17 protein-coding genes, 1 pseudogene and 1 riboswitch are annotated in these 20,380 nt (G+C 52.3%); of the genes and pseudogenes, 10 read left to right on the top strand and 8 right to left on the bottom strand.

Annotation, left to right across the window (positions count from 1 at the left end; all coding sequences use genetic code 11):
- Window positions 1-77: 77 nt before the first annotated feature.
- The 5 genes from ELY38_RS06625 to ELY38_RS06645 all read left to right on the top strand — a co-directional run bounded on the left by ELY38_RS06625 (window position 78) and on the right by ELY38_RS06645 (window position 6,494).
- Window positions 78-1,019, top strand: a complete 942-nt coding sequence (locus ELY38_RS06625) for an ABC transporter permease (protein WP_127060719.1) — start codon at window positions 78-80, stop codon at window positions 1,017-1,019.
- Window positions 1,019-1,909, top strand: a complete 891-nt coding sequence (locus ELY38_RS06630; protein WP_222845112.1) for an ABC transporter permease — start codon at window positions 1,019-1,021, stop codon at window positions 1,907-1,909. The genes ELY38_RS06625 and ELY38_RS06630 overlap by 1 nt, the downstream gene beginning before the upstream one ends.
- Complete coding sequence (locus tag ELY38_RS06635; protein ID WP_127060721.1) at window positions 1,909-3,555, top strand: ABC transporter ATP-binding protein; 1,647 nt, start codon at window positions 1,909-1,911, stop codon at window positions 3,553-3,555. The genes ELY38_RS06630 and ELY38_RS06635 overlap by 1 nt, the downstream gene beginning before the upstream one ends.
- 26 nt (window positions 3,556-3,581) lie before the next feature.
- Entirely contained in the window at window positions 3,582-5,072 is a 1,491-nt protein-coding gene (locus ELY38_RS06640; protein WP_127060722.1) for an amidase, read from the top strand.
- 69 nt (window positions 5,073-5,141) lie between these two features.
- The gene (locus tag ELY38_RS06645; protein WP_127060724.1) at window positions 5,142-6,494 is read left to right on the top strand and encodes a D-serine ammonia-lyase; all 1,353 of its coding nucleotides are present in this window, start codon (window positions 5,142-5,144) and stop codon (window positions 6,492-6,494) included.
- Here ELY38_RS06645 and ELY38_RS06650 read toward each other — a convergent pair.
- Both ELY38_RS06650 and ELY38_RS06655 read right to left on the bottom strand, forming a co-directional pair.
- Window positions 6,491-7,162: pseudogene (locus ELY38_RS06650) on the bottom strand (cytochrome c oxidase assembly protein); the annotation flags it as partial. The gene ELY38_RS06645 and the pseudogene ELY38_RS06650 sit on opposite strands and share 4 nt — an antisense overlap.
- Before the next feature lie 140 nt (window positions 7,163-7,302).
- Window positions 7,303-7,767 (bottom strand): DUF2243 domain-containing protein, encoded by a 465-nt coding sequence (locus ELY38_RS06655; protein ID WP_127060727.1) that lies wholly within the window; start codon window positions 7,765-7,767, stop codon window positions 7,303-7,305.
- A gap of 164 nt (window positions 7,768-7,931) precedes the next feature.
- A riboswitch (cobalamin riboswitch) is annotated at window positions 7,932-8,124 on the top strand.
- A gap of 63 nt (window positions 8,125-8,187) precedes the next feature.
- Here ELY38_RS06655 and ELY38_RS06660 point away from each other — a divergent pair.
- A complete protein-coding gene (locus ELY38_RS06660; protein ID WP_127060728.1) occupies window positions 8,188-9,201 on the top strand; it encodes an ABC transporter substrate-binding protein in 1,014 nt (337 codons plus the stop codon).
- Window positions 9,202-9,273: 72 nt separating this feature from the next.
- Window positions 9,274-9,705: a pseudoazurin gene (locus ELY38_RS06665; RefSeq protein ID WP_222845113.1), complete on the top strand. Its 432-nt coding sequence runs from the start codon at window positions 9,274-9,276 to the stop codon at window positions 9,703-9,705.
- A gap of 49 nt (window positions 9,706-9,754) precedes the next feature.
- Here the strand turns inward: ELY38_RS06665 and ELY38_RS06670 are convergent, their stop codons facing one another.
- From ELY38_RS06670 to ELY38_RS06680, 3 genes are all read right to left on the bottom strand, one after another.
- Window positions 9,755-10,564, bottom strand: coding sequence for an alpha/beta fold hydrolase (locus ELY38_RS06670; RefSeq protein ID WP_127060730.1), 810 nt, complete (start codon window positions 10,562-10,564; stop codon window positions 9,755-9,757).
- Between the two features lie 23 nt (window positions 10,565-10,587).
- Entirely contained in the window at window positions 10,588-12,327 is a 1,740-nt protein-coding gene (locus ELY38_RS06675; protein ID WP_127060732.1) for a sensor domain-containing protein, read from the bottom strand.
- A 440-nt stretch (window positions 12,328-12,767) separates the two neighbouring features.
- Window positions 12,768-13,877, bottom strand: coding sequence for a patatin-like phospholipase family protein (locus ELY38_RS06680; protein ID WP_127060733.1), 1,110 nt, complete (start codon window positions 13,875-13,877; stop codon window positions 12,768-12,770).
- A gap of 978 nt (window positions 13,878-14,855) precedes the next feature.
- On the opposite strand from ELY38_RS06680, the gene ELY38_RS06685 reads away from it, so the two are divergent.
- A complete protein-coding gene (locus tag ELY38_RS06685) occupies window positions 14,856-16,451 on the top strand; it encodes a hypothetical protein (protein WP_127060735.1) in 1,596 nt (531 codons plus the stop codon).
- Between the two features lie 520 nt (window positions 16,452-16,971).
- Here the strand turns inward: ELY38_RS06685 and ELY38_RS06690 are convergent.
- A complete protein-coding gene (locus tag ELY38_RS06690; protein WP_127060737.1) occupies window positions 16,972-17,178 on the bottom strand; it encodes a cold-shock protein in 207 nt (68 codons plus the stop codon).
- 589 nt (window positions 17,179-17,767) lie between these two features.
- On the opposite strand from ELY38_RS06690, the gene ELY38_RS06695 reads away from it, so the two are divergent.
- Window positions 17,768-18,253, top strand: coding sequence for a pyrimidine dimer DNA glycosylase/endonuclease V (locus ELY38_RS06695; protein WP_246009079.1), 486 nt, complete (start codon window positions 17,768-17,770; stop codon window positions 18,251-18,253).
- 327 nt (window positions 18,254-18,580) lie between these two features.
- Here the strand turns inward: ELY38_RS06695 and ELY38_RS06700 are convergent, their stop codons facing one another.
- On the bottom strand, window positions 18,581-18,775 hold the full coding sequence (locus tag ELY38_RS06700; protein WP_127060738.1) for a hypothetical protein: 195 nt from the start codon (window positions 18,773-18,775) through the stop codon (window positions 18,581-18,583).
- A gap of 356 nt (window positions 18,776-19,131) precedes the next feature.
- On the bottom strand, window positions 19,132-19,311 hold the full coding sequence (locus ELY38_RS19020; protein WP_185858922.1) for a hypothetical protein: 180 nt from the start codon (window positions 19,309-19,311) through the stop codon (window positions 19,132-19,134).
- 257 nt (window positions 19,312-19,568) lie between these two features.
- Here ELY38_RS19020 and ELY38_RS06705 point away from each other — a divergent pair, with 257 nt between their 5' ends.
- Window positions 19,569-20,351 (top strand): alpha/beta fold hydrolase, encoded by a 783-nt coding sequence (locus ELY38_RS06705; protein ID WP_185858923.1) that lies wholly within the window; start codon window positions 19,569-19,571, stop codon window positions 20,349-20,351.
- The last annotated feature ends 29 nt before the right edge of the window (window positions 20,352-20,380 follow it).

Raw genomic sequence — 20,380 nt, forward strand, 5'->3', positions numbered from 1 at the left:
GGGCAGCACATGTCATCGAGGTTTTACATGCATGTTCCCACAACGCTTGGCTCTACTCACCCACCGAGGGACAACCCATGCTTGGCTATTTCATTCGCCGATTGCTGGCCGCCATTCCCGTTATGCTAGTTCTGGCGCTTTCCGTATTTCTACTTTTGCGACTTTCACCTGGCGACCCCGCCGTCATTATCGCCGGCGATATGGCAAGCCCGGAACAGGTAGCGAGTATTCGCACGGCCTTAGGGCTTGATCAGCCCATCTACACCCAGTTTTTTATCTGGATGGGCAATATGCTGCAGGGCGATTTTGGCACGTCGCTTATTTCTCAGACCTCAGTGATGACCATGATTACCCAGCGCCTGGAGCCCACGGTTAGCTTGGCGCTTGCCGCCATCGTATTCACCGTATTGATCTCTGTGCCGCTGGGCGTTATCGCCGCCTGGCGCCAGGGCAGTTGGGTCGACAATCTGGTGATGTCGGTGTCGGTGGTCGGCTTCTCGGTGCCGGTATTTGTGATCGGCTATATCGTGATTCAGGTTTTTGCCATCAAGCTTGGCTGGCTGCCGGTGCAGGGCTATCGCAGCCTGGATAACGGCTTTGGTGAGTTCGCCAGCCGTCTGGTGCTCCCAGCATTAACGCTTTCATCGGTATATATCGCCTTAATTGCACGCATGACCCGCGCCAGCATGCTGGAAGTGCTAAAGGAAGATTATATCCGTACGGCTCGCGCCAAGGGGCTTGGGGAACGTTTGGTGCTGTTTCGTCATGCGCTGCGCAATGCAGGTGTGCCGATTCTAACAGTTATCGGTACCGGGTTCGCGCTGATGGTTTCGGGCGTTGTGGTGACAGAGAGCGTGTTCAACATTCCGGGGTTGGGCCGCCTTATTATTGATGCGGTACTGGCACGCGACTATCCCGTTATTCAAGCCATCATTCTGCTGACGGCCGGTCTTTATGTCTTCATTAACCTGCTGATCGACCTTTCCTACGCAATAACTGATCCCAGGATTCGCTACTAATGCACACACACTCTCAAATGCATGGACTGCCTGCCAGATACAGTATTCACGGCTGGACCACCAAGCTACTCCGCCTGCGGCCGCGCACTACCACAATTATCGCCACTACCACGCTTGCCGCTATTGTCCTGATGGCAATCTTCGCGCCGTTGATCGCTACTCACGACCCCACCGAGCTTTCCCCTGCCAGCCGCCTGCAGGCAATGAGTGCCGAGCACTGGTTGGGTACCGACGCCTATGGCAGGGATCTGTTCTCGCGGGTGGTTTACGGGGCCCGTATTTCATTGACGGTTGGCCTGGGAGTTGCGTTTCTTACCCTATTAATTGGCCTGCCGTTAGGGCTTATCGCGGGTTACTTTCGCGCAATCGATGCCGTGCTGATGCGTTTTATGGATGGCCTGATGGCGATCCCTGGCATTCTCGCCGCTATTGCTATCGTGTCGCTGACGTCTGCCAACCTATGGATGCTGATGATCGCGATTACCGTACCCGAAATACCCCAGATCGTGCGTTTAGTGCGCTCCCAGGTACTAGCCACCCGTGAAGAGGCGTTCGTGGAAGCGGCCGTGTTGATGAGCACCCCAACGCGCACGATTCTGTGGCGCCATTTAATGCCCAATACGTTCGCCCCGCTTATCGTGCAGTGCACTTACGTTTGCGCTGCAGCGATTCTCACCGAGGCCACCCTGTCGTTTCTGGGTGTGGGGCTTAGCTCAGAAATTCCCACCTGGGGCAACATCATGTCGGATGGGCGCATCTATTTTCAGCTCAAGCCTTCGCTGATTTTCTGGGCGGGTGTGTTGCTTTCTCTCTGCATTCTATCGATCAACTTATTAGGCGATGCGGCCCGCGACGCGCTGGACCCTATCATGAAGCGGAAGGAGGGCTAATGAGCACTGACAATATCGTTCTGAGAGTCGAATCGCTGGTGGTTGAAACCGTCGATAAGTCGCCCAAGCCGATTTTGAAGGGCGTCTCTTTTGAGATACAGGCTGGCGAAACGCTTTGTTTAGTCGGTGAAAGCGGTTCGGGCAAATCCGTATCGTCACTAACCACGGTGGGGCTGCTGCCATCGGGTAGCTTGCGAGCCGTGAGCGGGCGGGTTGAGCTGGATGGCGAAAACTTGCTACAGGCCACTCCAAAACGCCTGAATGAGCTGCGCGGTAGCCGCATGGCAATGATTTTTCAAGAGCCCATGACGGCGCTGAACCCGGTGCTCAGCGTAGGCAAACAGCTTGATGAAGTACTTGCCTGCCATACTAAAACATCAACGGCTCAGCGGCGCACGCAGGTACTCGATGCCTTGGAGCAGGTGCATTTGCCGGATATTCAGCGCATGTACTCAAGCTTTCCTCATCAGCTTTCCGGCGGCCAGCGCCAGCGCATCATGATTGCGATGGCGCTGCTGCTGAAACCACGTCTGTTAATTGCCGATGAGCCGACCACGGCTCTGGATGTGACCACCCAACATCAGATACTTAAGTTAATCCGCGAACTGCAGCAAAAGCATGGTACAGCGGTACTGTTTATCACCCACGATATGGGCGTAGTGGTCGATATTGCTGACCGCGTTTGCGTGATGAAGACCGGCAAAATAGTGGAGCAGGGGCCGGTACGCCAGGTGCTTAGCACGCCTAAAGAAGCCTACACCCAGTGCCTGCTGACGGCAGTGCCCAGCTTGACACCACGTCCACCACGCCCTGCGCGTGGGCCGCGTCAGGTGCTTGATGTGACAGGGCTGGAAAAAGAGTTCGTGCCATCGCAAGGCTTATTGAGCTGGTTTCGGCGTGCCCAAGCAGGCACAAAAGCCGTTAACAGTGTGAGCTTTCAGCTTCAGGAAGGCCGCACGCTAGGCATTGTTGGCGAATCTGGCTCAGGAAAATCCACACTGGCACGCTGTGTGATGCGCCTCATCAGCCCTACCGGCGGGATTGTACGCATTAACGGCCAGGACATATCGGTCCTAAATTCTCGTAGCCTTAAGCCGCATCGCGGCTGTATTCAAATGGTTTTCCAGGATCCCTATCGCTCGTTAAATCCGCGTTTGACCATCGGTCAAAGTCTGATCGAGGGGCCGATGAACTACGGAAAACCGCGTAACACTGCCATGCTCAAAGCCAAGGAGCTTTTAGAACTGGTGGGCCTACCGCCGGATGCCATCGACCGGTTTCCGCATCAGTTTTCGGGTGGCCAGCGCCAGCGCATTGCCATCGCGCGGGCGCTGGCCATGGAACCCGACGTAATTGTCGCTGATGAAGCCGTATCCGCGCTGGATGTCTCGGTACAGGCGCAGGTACTCGCTCTATTTGACGACATTCAACAGCGTTTTGGCGTGGCCGTGCTTTTTATCACCCATGACCTGCGCGTGGCGGCACAAATTTGTGACGACGTGCTGGTGATGCAGCGCGGCCAGGTAGTCGAGTATGGGCCAGCACAACAGGTGCTGGGTAACCCGCAGGCAGCCTACACACGCCAGCTAATTGATGTAGCACCCGGCCGCTCCTGGGATTTCGCCGCGTTTGCACCTGCTAGCTAACTCGTTTTTATTAGGGGAATAATTACATGAATGCTTGTGACCTGAGTGCCGTTGAAGCACGCCGCTTAATGGCGTCCAAAAAGCTCTCTGCCGTAGAGCTGACCGACAGCTGTATTGACCGTTTCCATGCCGTTAACCCTGCCGTTAACGCCCTGGTCGCGCATGATTTAGACGCCATGATAAGTGCTGCCCACCATGCGCAGCGAGCCATTGACCGTGGCGATAAGCTGGGCGCGCTGCATGGCCTGCCGCTGTGTGTGAAAGATATGGTCGATGTTACGGGTTTGCCCACCACGTTCGGCAGTCAAATTTACGCGGACAATATCGCCAAGGGTGATGATCCCATGGTGGCCCAGCTACGCCAGGAAGGTGCGGTCATCATGGGCAAGACCAATAACCCGGAGTGGAGTGCGGGCGGTAATACCCGTAATGCGGTCTATGGCGTCACCGCCAATCCATTCGATGTAACCCGTTCGGCGGCGGGTTCGTCCGGTGGTTCGGCCGTCGCGCTTGCCTGCGGCATGGCACCTCTGGCAACCGGCTCGGATACTGGCGGCAGCCTGCGCAACCCGGCGGCGTTTTGTGGCGTGGTAGGCTTTCGCCCCTCACCCGGTGTCGTGCCCGGCCACAGCCGGGCGCTCGGCTGGCTGCCCATGTCACTTAACGGCCCCATGGCGCGCACCGTGGACGACGCTGCGCTGATGCTTTCAGCCATGATTCGCCCCGACCGCCGCGACCCCTGGACACCGGTGGTGGAAGACAAGCCTGTCTATGCGGCCGAGCCGTTTCGCCATTTGCCTCACTATGACCTGTGCAGCGCCCGCGTTGCCTTTACGCCGGACTTCGGCTTTACAATGACCGAGAAACTCATGGCCGATAGTTTTAGCGACAAGCTCAAACGCTTTGGCCATGTGTTTGGGGAATTAAACGACACTCATCCCGACTGCTTAAACGCTGACGATACCTTTGCGATTATCCGTGCCCTGTGTTTTTCTGGGCATCATCGTGACCTGCTTCAGCAGTACCCCGATAAAGTCGGCCCCAATGTACGCGACAACGTCCATGAAGGAGAAAGCTATTCAGCATTGGACGTAGTGCGCGCGCTTACCAACCAGTCCAAGTTGTACCGCCATTGGCAGGCGTTTTTCGAACAGCACGACTTTATTCTGGCGCCGACCACCACGATCAGCCCGCGCGACTGGCATGAGCTGTACCCTACCGAAATCGATGGCGAGGCCACGCACAGTTACTACCACTGGCTTTCCATGGCGTATGCCTCAACGCTTGCTGGGCATCCATCGGTGACGCTGCCTACCGGGCGCGATCAAAACGGTTTGCCGTTTGGCCTGCAGATCATCGGCCGTCGCGGCAGCGACCTGCAAACGCTGGCCTTTGCCCGTGAGCTGGAAACACTGTTTATCGGCGATGAGGCACTGGAACGCCCTCGGGTTGATATTGACTATTTGCGTTCCGAAAAGCCGATACGTGAAGCTGAAGGTTTTATGGGGTTCGCCTAAGGCTTATGGGTACCATCAGCACTTTACTGGTTCCATTTATTTACTCGTTGCCGATAGAAGGTAAACGCCATGACTACTTCTACGCTGTCACATTGGCTGGCAATTGCTGAGGCAGGTACTGATCCTATTATCGATGCGCTGAAACACAGTGAAGAAACACTGTGGCTGAATCCCAAACGCGCGCCTTTCACGAAGGTGCGCGGTGAGCTTCCGTTACAGTTTTCCGATATTGAGGATGCCGCCGCTCGTCTGCAGCGCTTCGCCACCTATTTTGCCAAGACATTTCCGGAAACGGTAGCCCTGGAAGGCATCATCGAGTCCCCGTTAAAACGCGCAGACAAGGCTGTTATAGCAGTGGCTGAATGGCTGGAAGTTCCTGCCCCGTCACAGCTGCTGATCAAGTGTGACAGTCAACTGCCGATTTCCGGCTCAATTAAAGCCCGCGGCGGCTTTTACGAAGTGCTGCTATATGCTGAAACCTTGGCGCTAGAACAGGGCCTGATCAAGCAAGAAGATGACTATGCCTGCTTTGCTTCCGAGCCGTTTCGCGCGCTCTTTTCCCAGTATTCGGTCGTTGTGGGCTCGACCGGCAATCTTGGCTTAAGTATCGGCATCCTTAGTGCCAAGCTCGGTTTCAGAGTGACCGTGCATATGTCCGCCGATGCACGCGCCTGGAAAAAAGCCCTGCTGCGGGAAAAAGGCGTGCAGGTGGTTGAGCACCAGTCCGACTACAGCGTTGCCGTAACCCAGGGTCGCGAAGAGGCGCTGCGTACGCCACGCTGCCATTTTGTGGATGATGAAGACTCCACCTCGCTCTTTCTCGGCTACGCCGTGGCCGCCTTGCGCCTAAAGCAGCAGCTGGATGATCAAGGCATCACGGTGAATGCCGAACACCCCTTGATCGTGTATCTGCCCTGCGGCGTGGGCGGTGGGCCGGGCGGCGTTGCGTTTGGCCTTAAGCATGTATTTGGCGATGCCGTACACTGCTACCTCGCCGAACCCACACCGTCCCCCTGCATGCTGCTGGGTATGCATACGGGGCTACATAACGCGATCAGTGTGCAGGATATAGGTCTGGATAACCTGACCTGTGCTGACGGCTTGGCCGTCGGCCGCGCATCGGTCTTTGTCGGTAAGGTCATGGAGCCGTTACTTGATGGTATCTACACCGTGAGTGACGACCATCTCTATGCGCTGGTAGCACTTGCCAAGGACAGCGAAGATCTGGATCTTGAGCCCTCTGCTGTCGCTGGCCTCCCCGGCTTTGCTCATTTGGCGAAGGCCTCCCAAGCGAAACGTGAATCTCTCGGCTTGCAGAACAGTTTGCCGGACGCTACGCATATCGTGTGGGCAACCGGCGGTGCGATGGTGCCTTCTGAGGATATGCAGGCCTACTACCGCCAGGGTAAGGCGCTGCTTTAGGCAGTGGCATCCCCATGCAGCATCCCCTCACGCCGTTCAACCGGCTTACGCAACCAAAGCGTTAACAGTACAACGGCCAACAGCACTTCAGCCAGGTCGCCGCCGTAATACATCAACTGGGCGGCGGCCTGCACCTCTTCGACAGAATGGCCGGTGCCACGTGGCCAGCCGTAGCCGTACATCAGCTTGCCCAGCAGACTATGGGTGGCAATAGACGCAAGCAGTACGCCCAACCGAAAACGCAGGCTCAGCCGATGGGGCGACACGTCGGGCTCGGCCAGAATCGCCCAGCAGAACAGATACCCCGCCACCAGAAAATGCATATGTATCCAATAGTGAAGCGCCTGATTATGTAAGGATGCGCTATACAGCGGTGTAAGGTACAGCACGTACATGCCGCCGATATTAAGCACCAAGGCGCTAACAGGATGGGAAACGAAGCGCACGAACCGGCTTCGCAACAAGGCAGCTACCCGCCTTCCACCTGCCTGGGGTAACGTGCGTAGCAGTAAGGTGATGGGGGCGGCCAAAACCCAGGCAAGCGGCGCCAGCATGCCAATCAATAAATGCAGGGCCATGTGACCCAACAGATCATGGTGTGCCCAGGCCATCAAAGGCGGTGCCACGGCGATGGCAAGCAGCAGGCTGCCCAAGGTAAAAAAGATACTTCGCCAGGCACTCCAACCTAGCGCATTATGGCGCTGGTTATAAGCGGCGCCAAGATACGTTATCGTGAATAAAACGATCAGTGTAAGTGGTAGCCAGTCAAGCAATGCCCCATGAACGGCATGGTCATGAACGTGCATGCTTAGCGGTACCCTAGACGCTTGGCACGGCGATAGAACCAGATGCCTACCAAAAGCAGCACTATTGCCGCACCATTCCACACCACGTCATAGAGCAGCGGATCGACCCCATAGCGAATCTGATGCAGACGCAAAATCTTGTGGTTGATCAGGCCGTCAAATAGCTGGAAACCGCCCATGCCCAAGAAAAAGCCCGCTTTGGCCCAGGGAATTGTCAGGCGCTTACGCTGGGAAAGATCAAGCAGCATGAACACGCCGGTCACGATGGCGAGTAGCTCAAAGGCATGCAGCAGGCCATCCGAAATAATCCCAAACGTTGGCGTACCAAAATCAAAAAAGTGGTGCCACTGAAGCAGTTGGTGAAAAACGATTTCATCGACGGCTGCCATCACGCCTATTCCAAGCAGTACCGCCGCCCATAACGAGCGTTTCGTATCAACACTTGAAGAGATGGGGTCATTCGCCATGGCATCCTTGCTCCTGAAGATTCTTCTTTAGGTTAGGCATGCCAAGCGTTAGACGCAAAGTGGTTGCCGCGTTTCAACGACGCGTTATCACCATGATGTCCACACCGCGCCATAACGCTTCTAGCGTTCACCTACGTTAAGAGGCTGTATTGTTTACTTCCCCCGCCTAGAATAGCCAGGTCGGTGTTCCTTCGGGAACCTAATAGAGAATCCGCCGCGGCTTGCCCGCCAACCGGAACTGCCCCCGCAACTGTAGGCGGTGAGCGACGCTCGATGATGCCACTGGACGTAACGTCTGGGAAGGTGAGCTAGCCATGACCCGTCAGTCAGGAGACCTGCCGACTCACGTAAAATCATCGAGCGGGTCAGCTCGGCCGACTGTCGGCTTGAGTGGCCCGTTCATCATGCACGGGAGTGTACATGATGTTGAGATTGACCACGGCGATTGCCGCCAGCCTGTTATTGAGTAAAACGGCCTACGCCGCCACTGACTACCCCTTAACGCTTGAAAGTTGCGGCCATGACATCAACCTGGAGCAGCCTCCTGAACGGGTAGTAAGCATCGGCCAGGCCCCCACCGAGATCCTTTACATGTTGGGCCTTGCCGATAAGGTGGCTGGCACCGCTCTCTGGATCAACCCGGTGCTTGAAGAGTTTGAAGCGGTGGATGCAAACATCGAGCGCCTTTCAGACAACGCTCCAAGCTATGAGAGCGTGGTAGCCAAAAAACCTGACTTGGTGGTTTCAGCGTACGAATGGATGATTGGACCGACAGGCGTGGTGGGCACCCCGGCGATGTTTGCCGATGTTGGCATCCCCAGCTGGACTCTACCTACGGAGTGCATGGGTAAAAGCAACCAGCACAGCATGGACGGCGCTCGTACGGCGCTGTTCGATACCGAGCTTATTTACGACAGTATTGCCACACTCGCTGACATCTTTGATGTTACGGAGCGCGGCGACCAGCTGATTGCGAACCTCAAGGCGCGGGAAGCCGCTGCCGTCGCGAAAGCCGAGTCCCTGGGTTTACCTGATGATATTACCGGCGTCTTCTGGTATTCCTCCGCCGACCTGGCTATTGACCCTTATGTGGCAGGAGTGAATAGCGTGCCCGACTGGCTGATGAGCCGGTTGGGGATCACCAACGTCGTGACCGCAGAAGAAGAGTGGCCGACCGTTGGCTGGGAAACGATTGCCAGGAGTAACCCGACCTTTATTGCCGCCGCGCAAATGAATCGACGACGCTTTCCAGCTGATGATATAGCGGCCAAGCGCGAGTTCCTGATATCCGACGCCGTTACCCGCGAGACTGAGGCCGTACAGCAGGACCGCATTATCGAAATTGATGCGCACGCACTGGATCCCTCGGTTCGAGCGATTTTTGCGCTAGAAGAGCTCGCCAGCCAGTTAGCGGAATTCGACCTATCACCGTAAGGCATTGCGCCACCGCATAGAGCGTGCCCTTTCGGGTACGCACCTCATTTTATGGTTTATGGATTTACTCAAATGAAGATGATTTTACGACTTGTCGTTCTATTGGGTTTGCTGCCAATGACCGCCCTGGCCGAAACACATACCGTCGAGATGCTAAACCGCAACGATAGCGGGCCAATGCCCTTCGCGCCTGACTATCTCGTTGTTCAGCCTGGCGACACGGTGAAATTTCTGGCCACTGCGCCCGGGCATAATGCGGCCACGATTGACGGCATGATCCCTGAAGGCGGCGACGCGTTTGTGGGCAATATTAACGAAGAGATTGAAGTAACACTGGATGCCGAGGGCGTTTGGGGCATCAAGTGTTCGCCGCACTACACCATGGGCATGGTAATGCTGATTCAAGTCGGCGATACGCCCGCCACGCAAGCTGACCTACCTGAATCGTTGCCGCCCGCCGCCCAAACACGCTTTCTGGAAATACTCAAGCGGCGTAACGGCTGACTTGTAAAGAGCGCCTGATAAAGCGAGGCGGCTTTCTCTGTGTGGTGCCTTAATCGCGCAGCCAGGTGTTGATTTCTTGAGCGACGAGCTCTGGGTGCGTCATATGAAGGCAGTGCCCTTCGCTTGCAAGCAGTCGCAGCGTGCTGCCCGGCATATGGGCATGCATGTAATGGCCGACATCAGGGCTGGCCAGGGAGTCTTGCTGGCTTTGCAGTAGCAACGCCTCATGCTTGGCTTGCGGCAATAGATGACGATAATCCGAGAAGAAGGTCGCTTTAGCGAATGCCTTGGCGACCACCGGGTCAGTCGAGCAGAAGCTGTCCGATAGCTCGCTCGTCAGCAACTCAGAATTCTCAAGCCCCATTACCAGCGGCGCCAAATAGTTAGCCCAGCCAATATAATTGCGATCCATTAAACCCAGAAGCTCTTCAATATCAGCGCACTCGAACCCGCCATAATAGTCTGGCGGCATATTTAAAAAGCAGGGCGAGGGGCAAATCATCACCTGACTTGCAAAAAGCTCAGGGTGGGCAATGGAGGCCAGCAGGCCTATCGTGCCGCTCACAGAATGACCTATAAGATGCACCTGCGTTAAATTTAGAGCTTGGCAGATCTCCGTTACATCCTTGGCATAGCCTTCCAAGGCACGGTAACGCGATTCGCTAAACGCCGATATCTGCGACTGACCAGACCCCACATAATCAAAAAGCACCAGCGTGTAGCGCTCTTTCAGGTGAGGGATCAGGTGCCGCCACATTTGCTGATCACAGCCGAAACCATGAGCAAGCATCAGTGTTTTTTCGCCAGATCCGACGATAGTCACATTATTACGCGCCACGACCTGTTCTTTAGTTAACACGCAGTTTTACTCCCTTTCCCTTTTTAAACGAATGAGTTTTTATATTTCTCCTGACACGCTTGCTGATACCACTCATCGATCCATGTTGGAAAGGCGCGAGCGGGCATCGGCTTTGCTATGTAGATCCCCTGGCCACACTCACAGCCAAGTTCAACCAGCCGTTGGCTATGCTGTAATGTCTCAACCCCCTCCGCGACCAAGCCATATCCAAACGCATGGGCAAAGCCGATAACGCCCTTCAGAATGGCCAAATCATTGTTACTGGTCAGCATGTTCTTGACAAAACTACGGTCAATTTTAAGTGTATCTACCGGCAAATCCCTGAGGTGGCTCAAAGAGGAGTAACCGGTTCCAAAGTCGTCCAGTGAGATGCGAATACCCATTAGCCGACAGGCATTGAGCACTGAAGACACATGACTTACATCCTCAATAGTACTGGTTTCAAGCACTTCAATCTCAAATAGCTGTTTAGGCAGGTTGGGGAAGTCAGAAAGGATGGCGCTTAAATCGCGCAGAAATTGCGGGTGCTGCAAGTGGTAGCCATCAATGTTGACGCTGACCTGTAGCTTCAGACCCTTCTGTAACCATATTTGTTGTTGGCAGAGAGCTGTCGTGATTACCCACCGTCCCAGCGCCAATCCGGTGGGCGTATTACTGAGTACAGGCAGGAAAGTGGCAGGCCCTTTTAGCCCTTCTACCGGATGGTTCCAACGTATTAAGGCCTCAACGCCAAACACCTTACCCGTACGCATATTGATCTTGGGTTGGTAGTAAAGCTCAAACTGGCCGAATTCCATCGCGGCTCTAATCGCTAACAGCTCTGAATGCTTTTCCTTCTGGACAACTTCATTATCTGTATTAAATAGGCAAACCTGGTTCTTTCCGGCAAGTTTTGCTTGATACATGGCCTGGTCGGCCTGGCGAATAAGCTGGCCTGGCTCTACGTCTTTCGCCTGGGGGTAAAGGGTAACGCCGATACTGGCAGAGAGATTTAACGGGAGAGTATCCACTTTAAAAGGTTCGGCAAGTTTACTGACCAGCCGAGTCAGCGACTCTTCTACCAAGCTTGCGCTGAAACAATCTTTTAAAAAAATTACGAACTCATCGCCTCCGAAACGAGCAACCATATCATCACTTTTAAGATTACCGGTCAGCCGCTCGGCCATTAACTGAAGCGTCTTATCGCCGACATGATGCCCATGGCGGTCATTAATCTCTTTGAACCCATCAAGATCAACAAACGCCACAGCAAACGCCATACCGTTACGCTTTCGGCTCAGCATTTCCTGGTCAAGATATTTGGTTAAGGCAGCCCGATTAGGTAAGCCCGTCAATGGATCTGTATCTTTCAAAGTACGCAGTAAGGAAACCTTCTGTTCAAGTAGACTTTTAGTTTCCGTTAATTTCTCAAATAATTGGTTAGACCGGCTAACGCTACTGATACTCCAAAAAATACGATCATAGACGCTATCGTGACGTGCACTAACCACGATAGGCATCAACTTTTCTGCTGATGTTACCAGCGTGAGGCGAATTTCGTCACAGCATCCCTCCCTTGCAATCAGGGGCACAATATATGCTTCATATATAATCTGTGACGCTTTGCTCAATAAGGAAAATAGATCGGCATCTACCAGCTCATGGGGTGAGTAGCCGAAATACTCCTCAATATAGCGATTGCTATACACAATATGTCGTTTATTGTCGGTAACCATGCATCCTACTGGGAAATCATCGAGTGAAAACAGAGTAGGAGTGGACATGACGTACCTTGGATGATGATAAATGACTTCTGCGTAATCGACCTTTACTTTTCGTATAGTCTCTTATAATGATCAAATTTGATGTTGATATAATGTAACAAATTAATACAGATAATAACAAAAGTGCTGGCGCTAAGCACGTGTTGGTAAGAAATGATCGCCAACTTAAACATCAAGGAGCAGTAGGCCGCTTGAACCAGTGCCCTCTTTAGTGAATTACCGACCTTTGCAGAGAAAAGCGCTTGCCAGTATATAAGCCTACTGCTCCAGCGTTAGGAGCTGGTTAGGGTGGTAGCTAAGGATTAATTTGTGTCCGATAGGTGGCCCTCGCCTCTCTATCATGGTCATTAACAACCGCAAAACCGTAAATAATAAATACTCTGAAGCTAAATCATTAAGAAAAAATGAAACACGCTGAAACCAACGCCGCTGAGCCGTCCCTATACCAGTGCTCTAGGCTCACTTCCATTAAACCCATGCACGGTAAACTCACCAGGGGCGGCGCGTCGGGTGCCTAGCGCCTCCAAGGCATGGCTCATATCCAAGCGACCTGCCTCCCATCGTTCGGTTAGCGAGGGGCGTGAAAAATCAAAGGCTCTCATTTCAGTATCGTGGGGCACGCCCGCATGGCTGAGCATAAGTAGCGTGGTGGCCCTGTCGGTGTGCGCCCCTTCTGCAAGGGCTGACGCCAAGGTAGGGTCTTTGCGCTGCTGTTCGGGGATCTGGTTGGCCAGTAGCTGCAACTGGCGACGCAACTCATGACGTTGGCGCAGGTTACGCAGCGCCCGCCAGCTCTGGGTCGAAAGAAGCAGCTCCAACTGCCGGTCCATCGCCTGTCCTACTGTCTTGAAGTCAGGCCCGCCGTGGCGGAATAAGTCCAGAGCAATACACAGCCGATCTTCTGTGCCAGCTTCATCCAAAGCAGCTTCCAAGGGGAGGTTTGAGGTCATCCCCCCATCCACCACTAGCTGGCCATCAATCTGCGTTGGCGGGAAAAAGGGAATAAACCCACAACTCGCCAGCAGGTGGTCTGCGTTGATGGGCGATTTGGCAGTATCGAAACGTATTTCCTCCCCGCTATTGGCATCCACCGCGACGATGACCAGTCTGATCTCACTATTATTCAGCCGATCCCAATCAACCAGCCGCTCCAAGCTTTCACGCAAGAAAGCGAGATCGTAGAGGCCGGTATCGGTAGGCATTGCCGGGAGCATGGATAAAACGCCTGGAAAACGGGCGTGATAGACAGCAGGACTGCCAAGAAGCAGGCTTTGTAGAGCGCGCCTGCGTTTACTGTCCCATGTGGTTGTCCAGGCAGGCCTAAAAGCCCAAGCCCCATCCTGTACGGCGGTATTCCAAAAGCGCTGCAGAGCATCAATACGCTTTTCTGGAGGATTGCCAGCGATCAGAGCCGCATTGACCGCGCCAACGGAGACGGCGAAAATTTGGTCAGGATGAAAGCCCTGCTCGTGCAGCGTTTCATACGCACCGCCCTGATAGGCACCCAGTGCGTTCCCGCCGGACAGAATGAGTATGCTTTGCTCAGCCATTGGATCTCCAAATCTGATCAGCCATATTCACGATAGGCGCGGGCATTAGCCGACAAACAGGCTTGTTGCCCGCTGAATAGCTGAATATAAGCGGCCCATCGTAGTGACCAAAAAAGCCGCATTACTTCGTATTCAGTGTGGTTAACGTTAGTCTATCGGGGAGGATTTTCCACAGCGCCATGAACCGGAACTTCCAATTACGGGCTCTTGATTATCGAAAGACCAACCCTTATTGCAGGCGAGCAGGGCCATCACGATACGCAGCCCGCCACTAGCTCAGTTGCCAAGCGTTACCCTGCGGCGATGCGCCATCACGATATTTCGGATAATACTCAGCCCAAGGTCGTACTCGATAGCGCTGGAGGGTGTTGATGCTTCGCCCTATACGTAAGGCTGCATGATGATAGCTGAGTGCTGGTCAGGGATACCGGGGTCGTCACCTTGGATCTCCATTTAGACCTAACGTCCTATCAGTCACAGTGCCAACTGAGCGTTACCTACATTGTGTAGGGTATTGACGATCAAGTTGTGCAACACCCGCCAAATACTGGCGGCGGGGACGGAAATAATCGCGACTGAGGACTCTGTTCAGAGGTATAACTAAGCCGCTTGAGTTAAGGCAGTAAGTTTTCTTTAATCTGGCGACTGGACTATAGGGACGAGCAGAAGAACAAACCGAGGGGCCTTCTGAACGGCAAAGCAAGGACGGGGATGGAGTGTGATGGCGAAGAGACGGTATTTTCTGCGTTTTGTTTAATTCAAGGGTTGACATCTAAGAAAGCTTAAACTCCTATTTACTCAGGGAACACTCTCTTGTATTAGCCGTGGTTGGTGCATTTCGATCATGAAGCCGCATCAGGCAGGCCGGAATTCTCTCTGGCTTACTTATCTGTACCTGTCGACTAATTGATCAAGGCGGTGGGGGCGTGACCAAACAGAAAATATAACTTTTTAAAATATATAACGTAGGGAATGATAATGGTCTCTGATATCGCTGCGCTGGATGCGCTCTACCCATTACCGCCTGCAGAGCTGTCTCGCCAATGGGTAATGTCAAAGCAGGCTGATATATTGCCTCCGGAATGGACACACTTAAGTAAGAATGGATGGCATATTGCAATACACCCTGACGCTAATGTGTGTCATCTTCAATCCGAATCAGGTGATAATATCGGATGGGTTATCGAACCGCTCGCTTATTTGGATAGTCGCGTTAATGTTGCCCCTCGAAACACGACGATTACCCTCCCCGTTGGTAGCGAATTTACAGAAGCTGAAATAGATCGCGCACTTTATGGCCGTGATGGTGATGGGTTGACTAATGGCAATGGGTTCGTAGGAAGTTGGACAGCCATACTGTTTTCGAAGGAACATATTCAGCGGATATATCTTGGGGTCGTCCATTCTATTGTCTATTCAGTAGAAAAGCAGGCTATCGCCACAAGTCACAATCTCATTCCAGGCCTGCAACGTGATACCGAACTCAGCAGGGCTTTTGACCCTATGGCGACTGCGTCTTACTACACATTCGGCCTGACCGCTTTTATTGGCTTGAAAAGATTACTCCCCAACCATTACTTGGATTTGCCTACCCTCCAAGAAAACCGGCACTGGCCAAAGACAGGCTTTAACAACCGTATTTCGGGAAGTAACGCGGCCGAAGTTATTGTTGAACACGCTCGGAAGGTCGTGGACGTGCTCGTTCAACAATATCCTAAGATTAGCCTGCCACTATCGGCGGGACGAGATTCACGTGCAGTGCTGGCCTGTCTGCGGCCCTTCGTAAACGATGAGCGAATCTCATTGATGCCGTTTACCTCATCACGGCCGAATATTGGCTCTGAAACAGATGTCCAAATAGCCGTACAGCTGGCACGTATTGCTCATCTTCCTCAGCACAAGGTACTTGAAGTTGTGCCGCGGCCGACGGATGTGGCAGATTTCCAACGTTCGTTTGTGAAGATTGGTGAGGCCAAGTGCACTCCTAACTTAGGCGCTCCAGCAAGGGAAAAAGTGCGCCCTCCGGTGGAGGTGATAGACTTCCCAGGCATGGCTGGAGAGACGGCACGGGCTTTTTATTGGGGCAAGAAAAAACCATCACCCGCCAGCCTGGAACCCGCAGCGCTTGCACGTTGTACTCATTCGCCTACAACCGACCACGTTCTAAGAGCTGCGGCCGAATGGCTTGAGCGTATACCAGCCTCCGTGCGGAACAATCCGGCAGACGTTCTAGACCTCGCCTACATCGAGCAGAGAATGGGCTGTTGGGAAGCGCCGGTACGCTATCTTTTCCCTGGGCCTGGACGCTCTAACCTAAGTCTTATGGCTACAGCATTAAGTGTTGAAACAATGCTGCGCCTTCCTGAAGATTACCGCGCTGCAGGCCATTTGCAACGGGATATGGTGGCCTACGGATGGCCTGAGCTGCTTGAGCTTCCCTTCAACCAGTCTATGGGGTTGCTTCGTGTCCGTCACTCGAGTCAAAAGCTGCGAAGGATGCCGAGAAAGCTGGCTGGTGCAGTATTCAGGCGACTGTTCCCAGCTAGAAGAGTTACCAAACCCAAAGGATCCTAAGACAGTTAAGATCAGATAGTCCATTTGCACGGTTCGTGGGCGTGGCTCAGCGCCTAGCCGATAACGATATTCTAACTGCCGATGAAGACCAGGAATTGCGCCTCTTATGAAGCCAGGTGATTTGGAGAGACTAGAGTCACCTGGCTTTATATCAACTGAGCCCACCGCCCTGGCTCAGACAGCTATAAGTAGCGTAATACTGAACTATTGCAACGTTTCTAAAGAGATAATTAGTCAGCCAGTTATAACACGTTTCTCTACTGCCGCATTTAATAGAGATACTCTGTTGCAACTTTCTGTTCAGGATAAATATCAGCAAATAATTTTAAAAGAATAACTTATATATACAACTTCCAAAGCATAGCCCTGAAAGGCAAATGGCCTCTGGCTTGCTTGAGTATCGGCAGGATTAAGCTGGACGCATGAGGTAAAATGAAAGCATAAAAATGCAAAAACCCCGCACTGGGCGGGGTTTCTAAGCTTACCGTTCTAGACGGTAGCCAATATTAAGGTATAAAGCTTAAGCTATAACCTTGATATTGGAAGCCTGAAGGCCTTTTTGACCCTGTGTGACGTCAAAAGAAACCTTCTGACCGTCTTGCAGGGATTTAAAGCCTTCCGCTTGAATTTCAGAGAAGTGTGCGAACAAGTCGTCGCCGCTAACTTCAGGAGAAATAAAGCCGAAGCCTTTAGTGTCGTTAAACCACTTTACAGTACCAGTTGCCATGATCGAAATCCTCAATTTAGCGAAATTAATGCCGGGAAACACCCGAATTACAGAGGGCAGAACAAGAAACTTTCACCAGGCTCAACGCTAAAGATGCTTCGATACTGCTGACAACGTTAGACTTGCTAACCAACTGCAAGCAGTTTGCGCTTGTATATCGCTTACGTCAACAGCTTGTACGAAAAATGTTTAGATAAGACCAATAAAGCTATTAATAAGAAGCCCTTATTTTAAGCGGAAAATTAAGCCATGCTTTTTTAAAAAATTATCCTTTAATAATAGCAGCTTATAACGAAATGAAACAATAAGGGCCTGCGGTTTCTCGCAGGCTTTATTTGTAAATTTTGGCGCGCCCTCTAGGTATTGAATCTGTAAACTTGTGTTTGGTTTAAGAGCTACGCTAGCCTACTTAAAAAAAGTTAAAACGGCCATAATGGGTTAGCTAACGCGGCTGTGCTGGCCAATGCTACATACTTGTTATGTAGCATTTATGATGATTAATATTATGCTGCTGGGATATAAAATTAACTCCTTGTAATTCGATAGATTAAGAGGATGTTGGCGTGCAGTATAATATTTCCGAACGCGCATGCTCGGTCATGCAATATCAGAACGTGCAGTTAAATACCTGTCGAGCACTATAAAAATGCGCCTCTGGTCGTTACACCCTCAGTATCTCGATCGCCTTGGCTTAGTCGCCCTGTGGCGGGAGGCTCTATTGGCACAGGCTGTTCTGCATGGAAAAACACGTGGCTATCGCAACCATCCACAGTTGGATCGATTTAAAGCCCATGCGGCACCACTTGCAGCCATTTCGCTGTATTTGAAAGATATTCATTCGGAGGCTATGGCGCGTGGCTATTCCTTTGACAAAAGTAAAATTGAGCCAGCCCAGCAACCAGTTGCACTTACAGTCACCACCGGTCAAATAAAATACGAATGGAAACATCTTCTAGCGAAGCTCAAAGTACGTAGCCCTTTAATATACCAGCAGTGGCAGACTATCGAACTGCCAGAGGTACACCCAATTTTCAGCGTGTGCCCCGGCAAAGTTGAGTCATGGGAACGTCAGTAAAAAGAGCGTTAAAACATCGTGCCAATTCAGACTGCCCGAATTTGCGCCGCTACGCTCTACAGCTTTAACTGATTACGTTAAACATTATATCAGCGTTCACCAGGATCGGTTGTTCAGTCAAACCTTGGGCGCGAGGCAGTACTCGTTCCAGAACACGAGACAAACGGCAAGGAGAAACATGAAAAGGTCTCAATAACAATTATCGTGACTAAGCCGTAATCTTACCGTCAGTTCGGCAGCGCTGAGCAATAGAGAATTGTCTCGTGATCTCCTCAGGTTCGATATCATACCTCGGTGCCGTTGCCCCCGGTACGAGGGCTTTCTAAATTAAGCTGCTTTTTCGGCAATGCTGTCTAACACTAGCTGCGCATATTCACCGCCTAATGTGGCTTCAGAAAGTGCTTCCTCAATTAATGCGCTGGTCACGGGATTCATTCTGTCGCCTTCATATCGACGAATATTTTCAAGTAACGCCAAAATTCGCTCAAAATGTCCCTGTTGCTGTTCAAAGTAGTTAATCATTGCTATCCCCTTCCTTTACTTAATTTTTAATTTTTTCGTGATGGCTTCACGGATCACTTCGTTTATACATATTGCTTATTATTGGAGCGGCTTCGGGTTTGCTTGCCCGATTTATGCCCGTCAAACTCTATGCCAGCCGCTCTGAGGCCACCCTTTTCGCTACCTTAACGTAACATAATGTAACATAATGAAACCAAAAGCATATGTAAAGTAATTTAAAAAGGCTAATAAAAACTCAAGCTACTCTCATCAGTTATACGCGAGTTAACTCGCACTTGAATTACGGGGTATCTCGCGCATAACTAATGAAGTTTGCTCGTAATTGCCCTTAAATTGACACACTTGACCTAACCGTATTACGCCACTTTTTTTGTGATGGCCTCTAAATCCACGTGCCTGGGCAATAGCGCTTTCAGTGTCTCCAGCATATCCGCCGTGGCAATGTGCTCCAGCATGTGATGGATATACGCGGCAGACTCCAAGTCATTGGCTTCTCGCCCTATGACTACTTTCAGTTCGTCTTCGCGACGCTGCACAATCCCAACGCTGATGAACTCAACACACTACTGCCCTGGCAGTTGAAAGAGACCTTAATTCGCTGCTCCTAGGCTTACCGGGTAAAGCGCATCGCTTGCTTCAACTCCCGCAAATTCCTCGAAGCTAATAAAGGATTGCTGCATAAAATAGGCAGAGGTCAGAAGATCCTAGCAATTGACTCATCGGGAGTTCGAAGAACACGACTAGGTTAGTGTGTCACGATTACCTATGGACTATGTCGATAAGGAACGTTTGCATGACCAGCCTGCCAGAATATGTTCTGCGAGACGAAGCGCAATGGGAAAGCCTTTTTTTTGATGTGGAAGGTATGACTTACCACACCAGACGCAGTTTTACTGCCTCAGCGCCGGGGATAAATCCGATCGTGCTGGTACATGGCTTGGGAATGTCCGGCGACTATTTAATGCCCACTGCAAAGCGACTCGCCGCAATGGGTGCCGCCGTTTACGTGCCCGATCTACCCGGCCATGGCAAAAGTGACACACCCGAATCGCCCTTGAACATGCTCGGCTTGGCTAATGCCCTGATCGATTGGCTGGATGCCATGGACATTGCACAAGCCGACCTAGTGGGGCATTCAATGGGTTGTCAGATAGCGTCTGATGTGGCTGTTCGTTTCCCCACTCGGGTAAGACGCTTGGCCCTGATAGGGCCGACAGTCGACCCTTCACATCGCAACATCCACGCTCAGCTGCTTCGGGCGCTCTACGCCTGTACCTTCGAGCGCCCCGGGTTCTTCCTGCATGTCATGGCTGATTATTGGCGCATGGGAACGCGCCTCTGGCCCGAAGCGATCGCCATGCTCAATTATCCTATCGAAGAGAAGCTTTCTTGCATTGAGCAGCCCGTGTTACTGGTTCGTGGCCAGCGGGATAAGATAGCGCCACAACGCTGGCTCGACCAAGCGAGCCAAATGACTGGTGCGGAGCGGGTAGTGACCATCCCTAACTGGGGTCATAATGTCATCTACAGTGCGCCTGATGCGGTAGTGGCTGAGCTATGGTCATTCTTGGGTTAGAGGCTACCTCTTTTGGCCTCCACTTAGCG

It is taken from the genome of Vreelandella nanhaiensis, from assembly GCF_003990185.1.
In the GTDB taxonomy this organism is placed as follows: domain Bacteria; phylum Pseudomonadota; class Gammaproteobacteria; order Pseudomonadales; family Halomonadaceae; genus Vreelandella; species Vreelandella nanhaiensis.

Coding starts and splice junctions, on each gene's coding strand:
- ELY38_RS06625 (WP_127060719.1), top strand. CDS start 78: ATGCTTGGCTATTTCATTCGCCGATTGCTGGCCGCCATTCCCGTTATG.
- ELY38_RS06630 (WP_222845112.1), top strand. CDS start 1,019: ATGCACACACACTCTCAAATGCATGGACTGCCTGCCAGATACAGTATT.
- ELY38_RS06635 (WP_127060721.1), top strand. CDS start 1,909: ATGAGCACTGACAATATCGTTCTGAGAGTCGAATCGCTGGTGGTTGAA.
- ELY38_RS06640 (WP_127060722.1), top strand. CDS start 3,582: ATGAATGCTTGTGACCTGAGTGCCGTTGAAGCACGCCGCTTAATGGCG.
- ELY38_RS06645 (WP_127060724.1), top strand. CDS start 5,142: ATGACTACTTCTACGCTGTCACATTGGCTGGCAATTGCTGAGGCAGGT.
- ELY38_RS06655 (WP_127060727.1), bottom strand. CDS start 7,767: ATGGCGAATGACCCCATCTCTTCAAGTGTTGATACGAAACGCTCGTTA.
- ELY38_RS06660 (WP_127060728.1), top strand. CDS start 8,188: ATGATGTTGAGATTGACCACGGCGATTGCCGCCAGCCTGTTATTGAGT.
- ELY38_RS06665 (WP_222845113.1), top strand. CDS start 9,274: ATGAAGATGATTTTACGACTTGTCGTTCTATTGGGTTTGCTGCCAATG.
- ELY38_RS06675 (WP_127060732.1), bottom strand. CDS start 12,327: ATGTCCACTCCTACTCTGTTTTCACTCGATGATTTCCCAGTAGGATGC.
- ELY38_RS06680 (WP_127060733.1), bottom strand. CDS start 13,877: ATGGCTGAGCAAAGCATACTCATTCTGTCCGGCGGGAACGCACTGGGT.
- ELY38_RS06685 (WP_127060735.1), top strand. CDS start 14,856: ATGGTCTCTGATATCGCTGCGCTGGATGCGCTCTACCCATTACCGCCT.
- ELY38_RS06690 (WP_127060737.1), bottom strand. CDS start 17,178: ATGGCAACTGGTACTGTAAAGTGGTTTAACGACACTAAAGGCTTCGGC.
- ELY38_RS06695 (WP_246009079.1), top strand. CDS start 17,768: ATGCTCGGTCATGCAATATCAGAACGTGCAGTTAAATACCTGTCGAGC.
- ELY38_RS06700 (WP_127060738.1), bottom strand. CDS start 18,775: ATGATTAACTACTTTGAACAGCAACAGGGACATTTTGAGCGAATTTTG.
- ELY38_RS06705 (WP_185858923.1), top strand. CDS start 19,569: ATGACCAGCCTGCCAGAATATGTTCTGCGAGACGAAGCGCAATGGGAA.